This is a genomic window from Microvirga terrae (genome assembly GCF_013307435.2).
In the GTDB taxonomy this organism is placed as follows: Bacteria; Pseudomonadota; Alphaproteobacteria; order Rhizobiales; family Beijerinckiaceae; genus Microvirga; species Microvirga terrae.
Window position 1 is genome coordinate 4,490,873 of record NZ_CP102845.1, and the last position, 14,128, is coordinate 4,505,000.

The window sequence follows — 14,128 nt, forward strand, 5'->3', positions numbered from 1 at the left end:
GACGATGTTCTCTTGCACGCTGCCCCGCATCCGATCCGAACGCCTTCCGGAAGCGTCCTTTGCTCATGAGGCAGGGTCTAGCGGAGAGAGGCCCACAGTCAACAGCGCTGCCCATCGAGATCGGCTTCCTGGCTCATCACGGGCAGCCGCCGGAAACGTTGCGTCAGGCAGCCGTCCTGGCCCGTCTCACAGGAGTTCCGGCGGACGAGTTTCTGCTGAGGCACGGGCTGGTCGAAGAGACGGAGTTCTACCGGGCGCTCGCGGCAGAACTCGGCCTGCCGTTTCTGTCATCCCCCCGTCTGTCGCGAGCCGCCGGGTACCCGGAGAGCATTCTGGCGGGCCTCGCTCCCCTGAACGAGAGCCAAGCCGGGTTCGTCATGGCGCCCCGTGGCCCCTCACTGGCCTGGCTCCTCAAGACGCGCCCCCGTGATCGCGCCTTGGCCGTCACGACGCCGTCGCGGCTGCGGGAGGCCGTCTTTCGCGTTCAGGCCCGCGGGATCGCTCAGCGGGCCGCCAGCGACCTCGCCGAGGAGTCTCCCGATCTCGCGACCGGTCTCGGTTATGGGCAGATCACCGTCCTGTTCACTATCGTTGCGGCACTCGTGTTCGGCGGCACGCTGGCGCCGGGGTCCGCCGCAGCGGTGCTCGGCACCATCCTGAGCCCCCTGTTCCTCGGCATGATCGTCCTCCGGCTCTCGGCGGCCATTCTGAGGAGCCCCGTCGAGTCGGAGGAGCAGCCATCCCGTGCCCGAGATGCCGACCTGCCGGTCTATACGATCATCGCGCCCCTCTACCGGGAGAAGCGGGTGGTCGCCGGACTCCTCCACGCCCTGTCCCGGCTCGATTACCCTGCGACGAAGCTCGACATCAAGCTCGTGCTCGAAACCGACGACAGGGACACGTGGAATGCTCTGCAGGCCATCGACCTGCCGGGCAACGTGGAGATCATCGTGGCACCCGGAGGCGAGCCGCGCACCAAGCCGCGGGCGCTCAACGTCGGCCTGCCCCTGGCGCGGGGCCGCTTCACGGTCATCTACGATGCCGAGGACGTGCCGGATCCCGGCCAGTTGCGCCTGGCCGTCGCCCGGTTTGCGGATCTGCCGCCGCACGTCGCCTGCCTCCAGGCCCGGCTGACCATCGACAACACGGACGATTCCTGGCTCACGCGGCTGTTCACCATCGAGTACGCGGTCCTGTTCGACGTGTTCAATCCGGGCTTGGCAGAGATCGGAAATCCCATTCCCCTGGGTGGCACCTCGAATCATTTCCGCACCGAAATCCTGCAGACGATCCATGGTTGGGACGCCTGGAACGTCACCGAGGATGCCGATCTCGGCATCCGCCTGGCGCGGCTGGGCTACGAGGTCATGGATCTCCCCTCCTCGACCCTCGAGGAGGCGCCCAGCACCCTCGGAACCTGGATGCGGCAGCGAACCCGGTGGATGAAAGGCTTCGTTCAAACCGCAGCCGGTCATTCGCGCAAACCGTGGAGCTTACTACGGCAGCTCGGCCTCTGGCGCATGTTCGGCACCTTGGTCGTGACCTGGGGCATCGTGCTCAGCGCCTTAGTCTATCCCATCTTCACCGGACTTTTCCTGACCTTGTGGCTTTCGCCCCCTGCCGAGCCCCTCGCCTCGCGCTGGGAGGCTGCCGAGCATGCCTATGGTCTGACGCTCTTCGTCTCCGGGGCCGCAGCCACCTTCATCCCGGCCTGCGTCGCCCTCCATAGGCGAAAACTCTGGCGGCTTCTGCCATGGGTACCGCTGCTCCCGCTCTATTACGGGCTTGTCAGCCTCGCCGCCTGGAGGAGCTTATGGGAACTCGCAACCGCGACCTTCCGCTGGAACAAGACGAGCCACGGGCTCGCCCGGACATCACGAACGGGTGGCTCTAAAGGCACCAGGCGAGGGTCGTCGACACGAGATCGTTGAAGATGGCGCCGCCATAGCGCCACCACAGGAGGCCGCCCGACGCGACCAGGCACAGGACCGCTCCGGCCAGAAGCCCGGTCCGGACCCTCCTCTCCTGATGTTCGACTTGTCCAGGACCCACGCTCACATCCCTCATCGGCGGCTGCTGGGGAGCGAGTATAGAGCGCTCTACGCCCTGGTAAAAGAGATCAGGCCTCCAACCAGTTCCGCAATCTGGACAGCCGCGGCTCGTCCTCGTGGGTGACGGCCTGCGCCAGGGCGGCCCGACTTCCCACCATGACGACGAGGCGGCTGGCGCGTGTCACTCCGGTATAAAGCAGCTTGCGTCGCAGCATGGAGGCCTGCTGCGACGCCACGGGAATGATCACCGCCGGATACTCGGACCCCTGCGCCTTGTGGATCGTCACCGCATAGGCAAGCGCCAGTTCGTCGAGCTCCCGGAGCGTATAGACCACGAGCCTGTCGTCGAAGGCGACGGTGAGTTCGCCGTGGTCCCGATCGACCTCGCGCACGATGCCGACCTCCCCGTTGTAAACGTCCCGCTCGTAGTCGTTCCTCACCTGCATGACCTTGTCGCCGGGACCATAGACCCAGCCGGCCCGGTGCAGGCTCTCTGTTCCCGGCGGATTGAAGATCTGCTGCAATTCGCCGTTCAGCATGTGGGTGCCGAGCCGCCCACGATTCATGGGGCAGAGGACCTGCACGTCGCGCACGGGATCGAGGCCGAATTTCCTCGGGATGCGATCGCGCATGAGGATCGTCATCTTGGCGATGGCATCGGCAGGCGTGTCGGCTTCGACGAAATAGAGATCCGAGTCCGGCTGATGCGAAAGGTCCGGCACGATTCCGCGATTGATGGCGTGCGCAACCGTGATGATGCGGCTTTCGCGCTCCTGGCGGAACACTTCCCGCAGGTGAACGACCGGAACGGTCCCGGAGTCGATGATGTCGGAGAGGATCTGTCCGGGCCCGATGGAGGGGAGCTGATCCACGTCACCCACGAGGAGCAGGCAGGCCTCGTCCGGCAGGGCGCGCAACAGAGCCGCCATGAGCCGGATATCGAGCATGGACGCCTCGTCGACGACGAGGAGATTGCAGTCGAGCGGCGCCTTGGCGTTGCGTCGGAACCCGCCCTCGGAGGCTTCGAGAAGCCGGTGCACGGTCTTGGCGGAAAAGCCCGTGCTCTCGGCGAGCCGCTTGGCCGCCCGGCCGGTCGGAGCGCAAAGAGCGACCTGCAGCTGATGCTTCGCGCACAGATGCGTGAGGCTCCGGATGAGCGTGGTCTTGCCCACGCCCGGGCCGCCGGTGACGACGAGCACCTTGGCCTCGCAGGAGGCAATCAGCGCCTCGCGCTGACTGGCCGAGTAGGAGACGCCCGTGGCAGCCTCGGTCTCGGCGATCACCTGCGCGGGATCGAGTCCGCGCCAGGGATGGAACCCTTGAGCGACCTCCTTCAGGCGCTGGGCGATGAAGAGCTCGGCCCCGTACAGGCTCTTGAGAAAGATGCTACGGGGTCCGTCGAGTTCGTCGGCGACGAGCTGGCCGGCCGCGCATTGCGCATCGAGCACGGGCAACAGCCGGTCCGTCGGAACGGTGAGCAGAGCGCTCGCCTGCCGCAGGATTTCGTCGACCGACAATCCGGAATGTCCCTCTTTCACGGCGTCCGACAGAACGGTGGCGAGTCCCGCCTGCAGGCGGATATCGGCAGTGGGCTCGAAGGCGAGCCGCATGGCGACCTGATCGGCCAGGGAGAACTCGAAACCCGGGAGATCGAGGGCGAGCCGGTACGGGTTGGCCTTGATGATGTCGATGGCCCCGACTCCATAGGCGCGATAGATGCGCGCGAGCAGAAAGCCCCCGATGCCGTGGGCGTTCAGGAAGGCCGCGATGTCCTTTAACGCGCGATGCTCGGCCCAGGCCTCGCCGATGCCGAGCGCCTTCGCCATGCCGATGCCATGCACGCGCGTCAGCTCGTGGGGCTTCTTTTCGATCACGTCGAGGATGCGCGATCCAAAGGAAGCGATGAGCCGCTGCGCCACGGCTGGGCCGACCCCTTTCAGGAGGCCGGATCCGAGAAAGCGCTGCAGGTCTTCCGCCGTGGTCGGCGCTGTGGTCCTCAATTCGGCGGCGCGAAACTGAACCCCATGGTTGCGATCGTGCAGCCACTCCCCGCTCGCCTCGACCACTTCGCCGATGGCGACCGACGGCGCGTGGCCGACCACGGCGACCGGCTTGCGGTGCCCTCGCGCCTTGACGCGCAGCACGCAGAAGCCGCTCTCGTCGTTGTGGAACGTCACCCGCTCGATGGAGCCGACGAGATGTTCGGTGAGGGTGAGAGCGTCCTGACTGGCCGCAGGGAGGGCGGAGGATTTCGGCATCGATCAGAAAGACCAGAAGCGCCGGGACGCGAGCGCGAAAAGAAAAAATGGACGAGATGATCGTCAAACCATCTCGTCCATGATCGCAGCGAAAGTTAGGCTGCCTTCTTGGTCGGCCATCCGAGCTCCACGAGACGCGCCTTGGCGAAGTCGCGGATCTCGTCGCGGATGCCTTCCGGCAGATCCGCGAGGGTCTTCTGCGTGTCGGCGTGGAGCATCAGGTCCGTGACCGCATTGATGGTCTTGGCCTTCTTGATCTTCGCCTTCAGATCGTCCTCGACCTTGCCGTCGGCGACCGCTGCTTCGGCCTTGCCCTTCTGCGGCTCGGACTTCTCGACTTCCACATGGGGATCGGCATAGCCGGGGCGGCCCTGCTTGAACTCGTCCGCCTCCTCCTCGGAGTAGACGTAGCCGTGCAGCTCGATGAGCTTGAGGATCACCCGGTCCTTCGCACGCTTCTCGGCCATGGCATAGACGTAAGCCGCCTGCTTGCCGGAGACGCGATAGTTGACGCCGATCAGCGCCTCGCCGATCGACCATTCCACGCGATCGCCCATGCGGCCGGTCACCTGGATCACGGCCTCGTCGCGCTCGGCACGGATGATCTTGGGCTCGTCGAAGACGACCTTGGCCTGGGCGGCGATCCGCTCGAGGGTCTTGTGATAGACCACAGCCGTCCCCTGGACGCGCCAGACGTTTCCGGCCATCGGTTCGCCGAATTTCGCCAGCACCTCGGAAATTTTCTTGTCTGTCGTATTCATCCTCGATCCTAACTCTCTCAGAGGCCCGCACATCGGAGACGCGCTCTTGTCGCAGCCTTGTCACGGCAGGCGCGTTCGTTCTTTGTTCTATACCAAATTTGGGCCGTCCGGTCCACCTCCGGGCCTCCCGAACGGGCCAATTACGCTGGTCAAATCAATAACTTAGTCCCTGTGCTATTTTGTCCCAATCCGGCCGAGCGCGGCCATTGTCCTGCGATCGGCACGAGCCTTCTCGAACACGGCCGCGCGTTTGACCGAAACGACATTGTTCTATATATGTTCTCTTTTCCGGAGCAGGCTGGACGGTGAGCGCTGGCCGGTCCGCCCCACCCTTCGACCCACCAAGCTGGAGGCCCTGATGTCCGCGCAAGCGCTCCTCGACCTTTCGGACCGACGCCCCGCCCGGCGCCCGGGAACCCGCCGAGCCGCCAAGCGCCCGTCCGCCCCGCTCACGCGCAATGCCCTGATCGCCGATTACCTGGCGCTGTGCGAGCTCGATGCCGAGGTGGAATCCTTGCGCGCACCGGCCGATCCGGCCACGTTCGCCGTCGGGGATGAAACCATCGAGCACGTGGCGGATTTCGAGATCGTGAAGGATGGCGCCGCCTATCTGGTCGATGTGGTGACCGACGACGACCTCCTCAGGCATCCGCTGCGCGCCGCGGCGATCCACGGCATCACCTCGGTGGACGGCCGGGCCTTCGTGATCGAGACCGCGGCCAGCATCCGGGCCGAGCCGCGCTTCACGACCATGCGCCTGATCCTGGCCTGCAAGCGCACCCCCGTGACCGCCGGCGACCGGGTTCGCGTCCTGCATCAGCTCGACGAAATGGGCACGATGCGGCTGGTGGATTGCGCCAGCGCCGTGATGAACACGCAGGACGGCGTGGCGGCCGTTCTGGCGCTCGCCTGTGAGGGATTGGTGGCCGTCGACATCAGCCGGCCGATCCTGCCGGAAACCCAGGTGCGCCGGCGCCGCCTGCCCTATACCGATCCGTTTGCGTTCTAGCGCCTCGCGCGGACCCGGAGGGCCGCGCTCAACGACGCGCCGCGGCAAGGATCTGATCCGATGCTCTAAGACTGCGCCGCGTGGCGCTCGACCGCTTCGCCCAGAAGCGAGCGCACGATGGCGCGCACCGCGTCCGACGTGTCGTCGGATGCGAACTTCGCCTCGATCTCATCGCGGATGATCGATCCGTCGCCGCTGCGCTTCAGCTCCGTGGCGGATTCAGCCTGGAGCAGCGTGACAAAGGCACTCTCGACCTCCCTGGCCACGGCGTCGCTGTCAGCCGCATCGACCACGCGTCCGGTGAGATCGAACACATGGCTTTCGAACGGCAGAGCCTGCGGCTCCAGGGCTCCGTTGCCGTCCAGGATCCAGGCACGGGGAACGTGATCGACGAGATCGACGGATTGGCGCGTGATGGTGCCGGGATTCATCCAGCGGGTGCGTCCGGCGAGAATGGATTTCTGCGTCTTGTGGATGTGCCCGTTGATCAGCACGTCGCAGCCCTCGACCGCGAAGGGCGGCACCGCTCCCGGATAGCCGCCGTCAAACGCGATGTCGTGGTGCGTGAACCAGGCATGGAGATCGACGCCCGCGAATGAGCCGCGCGCATCGGTGGGAATCGCCTGACCATACGGGGTCATGCCGATGCCGATCCGCCGCGCGCCGATCTGGACCTCGGTCACCGGAGACGACGACGCCACCACGTCGATCACGTCGCACAGCCCCAGGAGCGCCAGCGAGTCGCTGTCGGTCAGCGTCGTGTGCTGGATATCGTGGTTGCCCACATTGACGATGGGTCGATGTTGAAAGCCTTTGAGAACGCGGATGAGCTGGTTCTTGAGCGCCTCGTCGGTCTCGACGGGACGATCGAACAGGTCGCCCAGGATGACGACCGCAAGCCCGCGCTCGTTGGCGATGGCAACGCAACGCTCGAGCTTGCCGAGAACGGCCTGCGGCCAGACGGCATCCTTGCGCCGCCCCGGCCGCCGCGAGCCCACGTGCGGATCTCCGATGACAAGGACGCCGTTGCACGTCATAGCGGGAAGTCGATCTCCGGACAGGATCATGCGGTCAGCCGCTCCGACGGCGAGGCTAAATGAGAAGGATGGGCGTGATGGTCCAAAAGGGTCTCCGGCTTCACCGGTGCGCCGCAGGTGGGGCACAGGCCGCCGGTCTCCTCGATGAGCTTCGCCATGTCGGCCTGGACGGATACGAGCCCTTCATCGACCTTCGCGAGCCGGTCCTGCGCGATCCGGGCGGCGCTGCGAAGATCGTTGACACGTTTCAGGATGTTTTGCGCCGGCGCGGTGTTTTCAAGGGCTGGAATGCCGTCGGGAAGGTCGTGCAACGCGGCCAGCCGCTTCCTGCTCCGAGCGAGGCGGTGACCGAGCTGCAGGACCCGTTCTCCCAGCCGCTCCCGCTCGCGCGAGCGCTCCACCATGCGCGTCAAGCGCGTCAGTTCCTCGGCGTCCGGAAGCATTGCCGTGATGGTCGCTCGAGCCTTCGCCTTGCCCAGTCGGCGATCGAGATCCGCAATCTGCGACGTGCGCTGCTGCAATCGCTGCAGGTGTGCTGCAGCGTCCGTGAGGGCGCCTCCCTGCTGTCGGATGGCCGACAGCCGGTTCTTGAGACTATCGATCTCCTCCATCCCTTCAAGCGTTTCCTCGACGCCGATCAGCTCCCGCTCGCCGCTGCGCACGAGATCGTTGTCTCGCCGGCAGCGCTCGCGATGGATGACGAGCATGTCGCGGATATAGCCAGCCTCCTGGCCGATCGAGAGAACGGCCGAGCGGCGGGAGGGCGTCTCGCCGAGAAGGAACACGGGAAACTTCTGGTGCGCGATGTGGACGTCGAGGTCCTCCACCTTGCGGATGCGGATGAGATCGGCGACCCAGTCGGGAACATTGCGCCCGCCGGTCTCGTAGCGCATGCCCCGCTCCTCGACGACGGAACCGTCGGCCTCATGCAGCGACCAGATGTTGACCGGCGAGCGGCGGGGCTGGCGCGTGAAGCGCAAGACCCGGTTGCCGGCGACACCGATCTCGATGCCTGCCGCCTTCGCACCCGCCCGAACGAGGCTGTCGCGGGCCTCACCGTAGAACACGGCGCGCAAGGCACGGATGAAGGTGGACTTGCCGCGATTGTTTGGACCGATAAGCGCGTTCACACCGGGGCTCAAATGAAGCGTCGTGTCCTTGTAGGCCTGCACGTTGACGAGCCGGATGAACCGCAGGCCCGGCTGCGCATCGTCCCACAACCCTGTGGTGTCAACCGACTGCACGTCGACGCCCAAGGCGGGCTCGCCGACGATGCGGGCGATGTGGAACTTGCCCGAGAACTGCGACAGGTCGTGGTGGGACACGGCGAGGCACTGCACGCCGAGCCGGGCAGCGCCGTCCTCCAGCACCTTGTAGAAGGAGGAGACTCGTTCCGGCGCGATCCAGCAATCGGCCTCATCGAGGGCGAGGAAACGGGCGACATCCGCCTTGACCACTGCGATCAGACGCAGCGCCATGCCGATCACGTTGGTAAGCGCGCCGCCGTTGTCCTCCAGCACGTCCTCGAGCGTGCCGTCGGGACGGCGTACGCAGATGTCGAGCGCGGCGAGGCCGCGTTCCGTCGAGAGATCCAGGGCCACTGGCTTCTCGCCCGGCAGCACCTCCTGAACGAGGGCCGTCAGCAAGGTCTCGAACGCCGAGAGGCTGCGGCGGTTGGCGCTGCCGTGCACGGCCTCGATGAACGCCTCCACGTCGTCCTTGACGGCAAGCCGCCCCTTGGCGAGCTCGATCGCACGCGTCAGCTCCTCGCGCCGCGTCCGCAAGGCATCGCGCCGCCCCTCCAGACGCGCGAGGGCCGCCGCCGCCCGCGCGAGATCATGATCGGTGGACGGTGGAATCAACGCTCGTCTCCAAGCTGTTTGAGACGGGTTTCGACCTCGCGCAGGGCAGCGCCGAACTCCTCGGTGAGCTTGGCATTGCGGGCCTGGGCATCCTCGATCAGGCCCTGAAGTTGCCCCTCGTCGTCCGTTCCGAACTCCGACAGAGCGAGAGCCCGCGCTTCTTCCAGCTCCAGCGTCAGACGCTCGACCTCGCCCTCCGCCCGGATGCGCTCCGCTCGCAATCTGTCGAAGGTCTTGCGCATCTCCTCCAGGCGCCGGAGCTGGTCCGTTTCGAGGCGTGAGAGAGTGGTCATGGGGCTGCGAATCCGTCGCGTTGGAATGGTCGAGCTTCAGTTATCGTCAGCGGTATTTCGCCGCAACGACTTCGCCTCTTTTTGAACGGGATCGGGAGCAAACTCTTCAATCCTGCCATCAGGCCCTCCACATAGTATCGGTTACTCCAAGATTACAGTCCCAGAACGGCGTCATTGCTTGACATAGCGGATGCCGAGAGTATGTTCTTGGTTTGTTCGCATCCTGTGTATGCGTCGTGGATGTGACGCCATTAGGGCAGCCGCGCCTGACCGCAAAGGAACCTGCGATGACCGCCATGACGGATGAACGCCCGATCTTCGAGAACGAGGAATGGCTCGTGATCGAGAGCGGCCTGGAGCACAAGCGGACCGGCTATTTCATCGACCGCGAGAGCATCGGGCAGCGTCGCGAGGACGGCTTGTGGACGTGGCCGCTGCACATGGCCGAGAAGAGCTGGTGTACCATGCAGCCCTTCTCCGAAGCCTTCTCCTGTGCGGCTTCCGTCTATGGGGTCACGACGGGTGCTGAGCTGGCGCACACCTTCAAGATGGCGCGCTGCGAGATCTCGCCTTGGCCGAAGGCTGCAAGGGCAGCCCACCGCAGCGCCAACCCGGTCCCGTTGATCCCGCAAACCTTGCATTCGCAGGGCTCGAACCCCATCTTTATCGAGCCGCGCTCTTCAGAGAAGTCCTTGAACGGTCAAGGTTTTCAGAGCCCGGATGATGTCTGGCGCATGCGTCCTCGAACGGACGCGCGCCTGTTTCTGAAGTCCCTGCGCAAGCGTTCCGAACGCCCGAGCCTGGTCCGGGAAGCCGAGCTTCCCTGGCGGGCGCAGCGCCGGATTCGCAAGACGGGAACAAAGCTCGTTCGGCTGCTGCAGGCGGCCTGGACCACACGGTGAGAGAAATGCCGAGTTTCGGACTTGAAGAGATCATGCGTTACGGCGCGAACGCCTTCGGGGGAGATGTCTCTGGCGCGCAGATCACCTCGCCCGAGACGGCGGACGAATTTGCGCAGCACGTCATCGAGGCGATCTGTCATACCAGCGTGACGCCGAGCGTCGGGCGTCGCACGTTCGAGCGCTGCATGCGTGCCGTGAGTCTGGGATCGACGGCCCGCCTCGGCTTCAGACATCCCGCCAAGGCCGAGGCGATCGACAAAGTCTGGCACGACCGCGAACGCCTGTTCGACGAATACAATGCGAGTTCCGACAAGCTGCGCTTTCTCACGACGCTGCCCTGGATCGGCCCCGTGACGAAACATTCCCTGGCTCGCCGGCTCGGCATCTATGCCGAGCATGGACAGCGGGCCGTCGCCTGAAAACGAAATAACAAGAAGAGGTATCACCCCATGGCCAAGGTCCGCGCAAGCGATGTCGGCTTCTGCGTCGTCGATGACAACGCCAATGTCATCGCCGACAATCTCGTTCACCGCATCCGTGAGGCTGCCGTCGACATGGAAAGCCAGGTCAACCGGCTCTACCGGGGACGCCAGGCCTATGATCTCGAGGAAGGCACGAAGCTCGATCTCGACAAGGCGATCGAGCAGCTGGCCTACATGGCCCGCACCCTGCGCGAGATCCGAAACGAGCAGTCGAAGGTCGTCTACCTCCAAGCCGCCGAGTAACGCGGCTGAGCACCCAACGCCCTCGAGAGCGGTGACCCTGTCACCGCTTTTTTCATGCCTTGATGGCCGAGACGAACAGGACGAGCGGCACGTGCCGATACCAGCGGTCCAGCCAATCGTGCTTGCGCGCCAGCTCCTCTCCCGGCCGCGGCTCCTCGACCCTCACGATGCGAAAGCCCGCGTCAATGACGGCATTGACGTAGTCGGACAGGGTTCGCGGAAACCGCGGTACCGTAAAAGGCTCCCGCCCGGCCTGCCCTTCACTCCCGTCCCGCCGGCTGAACCGCCAGTGCTCGACGAAGGGCATTCTCTCGAAATAGTGCCCGACACGAAGCCCGAGAGGAGCCCCGGTCTCGTCGGTCAGCCATTTGATCGCGGGCGTAATGAAGCAGGGATGCAGAACGCTGAAGCACAGGGTCCCGCCCGGCTTCAGCACGCGGAACGCGGCGCGCAAGGCGGCTCCAAGATCCGGCCCGTCCATGAGCGCCATGGTGGACAAGGCACAGTCGAAGTCTCCATCCCCGAATGGAGCGAGTTCGCCGAAGGATCCGATCTCGTAGGAAATCCCGAGAGGCTCCTGGGCCTCCTGCTGCCGGGCCCGTTCGATCATCGCGGTGGAGAGATCGATCCCGGTCATCATCCCGCCGAGCCGCGCGAAGCGGCGCGTGTTGGAGCCCTCGCCACAGCCCAGGTCGATCACCCGCCTCCCCGCGATTGGAGGCATGAAGGCGAGGAAGGCAGGCAGCGTATAGAGCTCGCGGTACAGATCGAGCCCGTCCCGCACCTCCCGGGTCCAGAGATCGGCATTGCGGTTCCACGCTGCGGCAACGGCCGCTTCATCCAGGATCGTATCGGTCAAGGCAGGCTCCTGAAGCTTCGATTCCCGCATTACACGTGCAGCGACGGTTCTCGGCAACCGAGCTCCGGTCGCTTCGAACGGTGCCCTGCGCCGGTCCCGTTCTCGGCACCCTCTTGTGTTTCACGTGGAACAAATATAGAACAATCGGTGATGCCTCCCGTCAGGCAGGAGTGTGCAACCGACCTGAAAACGTGAGGCATTTCCGATGCCCCAGCCGTTCAGGAGAGATGAAGTGGAGAGGCCATCATGGCTGGAAGCGTGAACAAGGTGATTTTGGTAGGGAATCTGGGGCGGGACCCTGAGGTTCGGCGTCTGTCGAACGGGGAGCCTGTGGTGAACCTTCGGATCGCCACGTCGGAGACCTGGAAGGACAAGGGCACGGGCGAGCGCAAGGAGAAGACCGAGTGGCACTCGGTGGTGATCTTCAACGAGAACTTGGCCCGGGTGGCGGAGCAGTACCTGAAGAAGGGCTCGAAGGTGTATCTTGAGGGTCAGCTGCAGACGCGCAAGTGGACCGACCAGAGCGGCCAGGAGAAGTACACCACCGAGGTGGTGCTGCAGCGCTTCCGGGGCGAGCTGACGATCCTGGACAGCCGCGGCGGCGGCGGGGCGTCGGAGTTCGGCGACGACGAGCCGGGCCAGATCAGCCGCGGCGGCGACTTCGGACGATCATCCCCCATGGAGCGCAGGCCCGAGCCGGCCGGCGGCTCCCGGCACAGCGACTTCGACGACGACATTCCGTTCTAGGGCTTCGCCGTTCTAAAGAACACTGCCCACCAAACGTTCGAAATCCGGGCTCCAGCCCGGATTTTTCGTGCCGGCCTCCGCTTGGCCCCACCTCAGGCGTCGATTGAGGTCTTGCGGGTCTGATGCCGCGAGCGCTGAGCCCGCTCCACCTCCCGGAGCCTCCGCGCCCTCTCCTGCAGTTCGTCGCGGCTCGACCACCACCATCCCCGCGCGGAGCGGATCTCGGATGCCTCTTCGGCCTGCACGGGGCGTGTGCGGTAGATCTCCTGAAGGGTCGGCATCCGCCAGTGACCCCAAATGTAGTGGGACGGATCTCCCTGGAGATGAGCGTAAAGCCTGGCCGCGGCAGGATCGTCGATGGGATCGACGTCGATCGCCTCGAACACGACAACCCCCCAGCTGATCGTCGAGAGCGGGAAGCCCAAAGGGGGAGGATCGTCGACCGGCACCGGGTAGCGCCTGCGGCGGCGCTCCGCCTGCAGCGGAGCAGCCTCATCCGGGCCTTCTCGCCTCTTCTCCTCGCGGCGCCTCCGGCGGGCCTCAGGCTCGTTGCGCCGCGCCGCCTCCTCGATCTCGGGCCAGCGCAGCTTCAAATCCTCGTAGGAGCGGAACGGTACCCGCCAGACCCTGTCCTCGGAATCCCAGTGAGCCCACGGAATCGACCGCAGTGCTTCCACGATGGTGCGCGAATAGGGCGTGCGCACCATCAGATCGTCAGCGACGGTCAGATAGGGGCTCTCCAGAGGCTCGAAGACAAAGGCGTCCCGCCCCTTGGCGTCGGCATGCCGGTCCAGGGTCTCCAGCTCCTGCGCCGTCCAGGTGGTCAGCCGCTTCGCGGCCGTCGTTCCCGGCACGAACCAGTGCTCCTCCCCGGCCCGCCACCGCGCCCGAGGGAAATGCTCCCGAAACCGGCGGACGAGATCGCGGTCATAGGGAAACCGGGCATAGGCACCCGGGCGCTCCTCGTCATCAGAGGGCAGAATCTGGAAGGCGGAGGCGATCTCCATCGGCCGTCAGAACCGCTCGCGATTGGTGTCTCTGAGCACAACCGCCCGTCTTGATTTTGGATCCCGCCGCTAAGCGATACCGTCACGGGAAATGCCTGTCAGGCATCTCCCGCAGTGTTGGGCGAGCCATAGACATCGTGTCCGGTCGGCCCACGCAGGCCCCCGTATGTCCGATGGAGCCTTGGTGCAGGGCCGATGTCTGCGCCGCCCTGTCACGGGCTTTCCGATTGGCGACCCCATGCCGGTTGCTGAGACATCGTGCGTGACGGGCGTTGAGCTGCCCGATCTGGTTTGCATTGGGCGGGTGCAGGTCCGGTGTCGTGGTCCATCTTGGCGCCTCTGAATGAACGCGGATCTTGACCCGGTCGGGCAGGTCGCCTGACGCGCCAAAGGCGGCCTTTCAGGTCGCTCCTCGACGACGCTGTTCGATCCGGCCCTCCTTGCATGCAGCAGCGAGGGCTTTGTCATGCGTGAGCTTCGGCACATCTTTTTGCGGGCTCCAGACAAGCCGAAGCCCCCGTGTCATGTCTGACCGGGGGCTTTGCGGTGATGTGGTTGCGGGGACAGGATTTGAACCTGTGACCTTCAGGTTATGAGCCTGACGAGCTACCGGGCTG

Annotated in this window: 14 protein-coding genes and 1 tRNA gene (1 of these 15 only partly in view); 6 read left to right on the plus strand and 9 right to left on the minus strand. The window is 65.2% G+C overall.

All coding sequences use genetic code 11. The features are described 5' to 3' along the window. Nucleotides 1–65: 65 nt before the first annotated feature. The gene (locus tag HPT29_RS21115; protein ID WP_173945577.1) at nt 66–1,931 is read left to right on the plus strand and encodes a glycosyltransferase family 2 protein; all 1,866 of its coding nucleotides are present in this window, start codon (nt 66–68) and stop codon (nt 1,929–1,931) included. Here the strand turns inward: HPT29_RS21115 and HPT29_RS21120 are convergent. The 3 genes from HPT29_RS21120 to HPT29_RS21130 form a co-directional block, all read right to left on the minus strand. Continuing rightward, nucleotides 1,891–2,052, minus strand: coding sequence for a hypothetical protein (locus tag HPT29_RS21120; protein WP_173945578.1), 162 nt, complete (start codon nt 2,050–2,052; stop codon nt 1,891–1,893). The genes HPT29_RS21115 and HPT29_RS21120 overlap by 41 nt on opposite strands. 67 nt (nt 2,053–2,119) lie before the next feature. After that, entirely contained in the window at nt 2,120–4,309 is a 2,190-nt protein-coding gene (gene recD2 / locus HPT29_RS21125; protein ID WP_173945579.1) for an SF1B family DNA helicase RecD2, read from the minus strand. A 95-nt stretch (nt 4,310–4,404) separates the two neighbouring features. Beyond that, nucleotides 4,405–5,070, minus strand: coding sequence for a trna delta -isopentenylpyrophosphate transferase (locus tag HPT29_RS21130; protein WP_173945580.1), 666 nt, complete (start codon nt 5,068–5,070; stop codon nt 4,405–4,407). Between the two features lie 358 nt (nt 5,071–5,428). On the opposite strand from HPT29_RS21130, the gene HPT29_RS21135 reads away from it, so the two are divergent. Further along, complete coding sequence (locus tag HPT29_RS21135) at nt 5,429–6,079, plus strand: hypothetical protein (protein WP_173945581.1); 651 nt, start codon at nt 5,429–5,431, stop codon at nt 6,077–6,079. 65 nt (nt 6,080–6,144) lie between these two features. On the opposite strand, the gene HPT29_RS21140 is transcribed toward HPT29_RS21135, so the two are convergent. The 3 genes from HPT29_RS21140 to HPT29_RS21150 form a co-directional block, all read right to left on the minus strand. Continuing rightward, complete coding sequence (locus tag HPT29_RS21140) at nt 6,145–7,077, minus strand: metallophosphoesterase (RefSeq protein WP_259060231.1); 933 nt, start codon at nt 7,075–7,077, stop codon at nt 6,145–6,147. Between the two features lie 65 nt (nt 7,078–7,142). Continuing rightward, nucleotides 7,143–8,978 (minus strand): AAA family ATPase, encoded by a 1,836-nt coding sequence (locus tag HPT29_RS21145; RefSeq protein ID WP_173945583.1) that lies wholly within the window; start codon nt 8,976–8,978, stop codon nt 7,143–7,145. After that, nucleotides 8,975–9,271 (minus strand): hypothetical protein, encoded by a 297-nt coding sequence (locus HPT29_RS21150; RefSeq protein WP_173945584.1) that lies wholly within the window; start codon nt 9,269–9,271, stop codon nt 8,975–8,977. The genes HPT29_RS21145 and HPT29_RS21150 overlap by 4 nt, the downstream gene beginning before the upstream one ends. A 287-nt stretch (nt 9,272–9,558) precedes the next feature. Between HPT29_RS21150 and HPT29_RS21155 the strand changes: the two genes are divergently transcribed. Genes HPT29_RS21155 through HPT29_RS21165 form a run of 3 tightly spaced genes read left to right on the plus strand, consistent with a single transcriptional unit; the run spans nt 9,559 to nt 10,898 of the window. Continuing rightward, a complete protein-coding gene (locus HPT29_RS21155) occupies nt 9,559–10,173 on the plus strand; it encodes a hypothetical protein (protein WP_173945585.1) in 615 nt (204 codons plus the stop codon). A 5-nt stretch (nt 10,174–10,178) separates the two neighbouring features. After that, the gene (locus HPT29_RS21160; RefSeq protein ID WP_173945586.1) at nt 10,179–10,592 is read left to right on the plus strand and encodes a hypothetical protein; all 414 of its coding nucleotides are present in this window, start codon (nt 10,179–10,181) and stop codon (nt 10,590–10,592) included. Between the two features lie 30 nt (nt 10,593–10,622). Continuing rightward, nucleotides 10,623–10,898: a hypothetical protein gene (locus HPT29_RS21165; protein WP_173945587.1), complete on the plus strand. Its 276-nt coding sequence runs from the start codon at nt 10,623–10,625 to the stop codon at nt 10,896–10,898. 52 nt (nt 10,899–10,950) lie between these two features. Here the strand turns inward: HPT29_RS21165 and HPT29_RS21170 are convergent, their stop codons facing one another. Next, complete coding sequence (locus tag HPT29_RS21170) at nt 10,951–11,757, minus strand: class I SAM-dependent methyltransferase (protein ID WP_173945588.1); 807 nt, start codon at nt 11,755–11,757, stop codon at nt 10,951–10,953. A gap of 246 nt (nt 11,758–12,003) precedes the next feature. Between HPT29_RS21170 and HPT29_RS21175 the strand changes: the two genes are divergently transcribed. Further along, complete coding sequence (locus HPT29_RS21175) at nt 12,004–12,504, plus strand: single-stranded DNA-binding protein (RefSeq protein WP_285892596.1); 501 nt, start codon at nt 12,004–12,006, stop codon at nt 12,502–12,504. Between the two features lie 92 nt (nt 12,505–12,596). On the opposite strand, the gene HPT29_RS21180 is transcribed toward HPT29_RS21175, so the two are convergent. Together HPT29_RS21180 and HPT29_RS21185 are read right to left on the minus strand one after the other, a co-directional pair. After that, on the minus strand, nt 12,597–13,511 hold the full coding sequence (locus tag HPT29_RS21180; protein ID WP_259060236.1) for a hypothetical protein: 915 nt from the start codon (nt 13,509–13,511) through the stop codon (nt 12,597–12,599). 552 nt (nt 13,512–14,063) lie between these two features. Then, nucleotides 14,064–14,128 (minus strand) — tRNA-Met (locus HPT29_RS21185) (it continues 12 nt past the right edge of the window).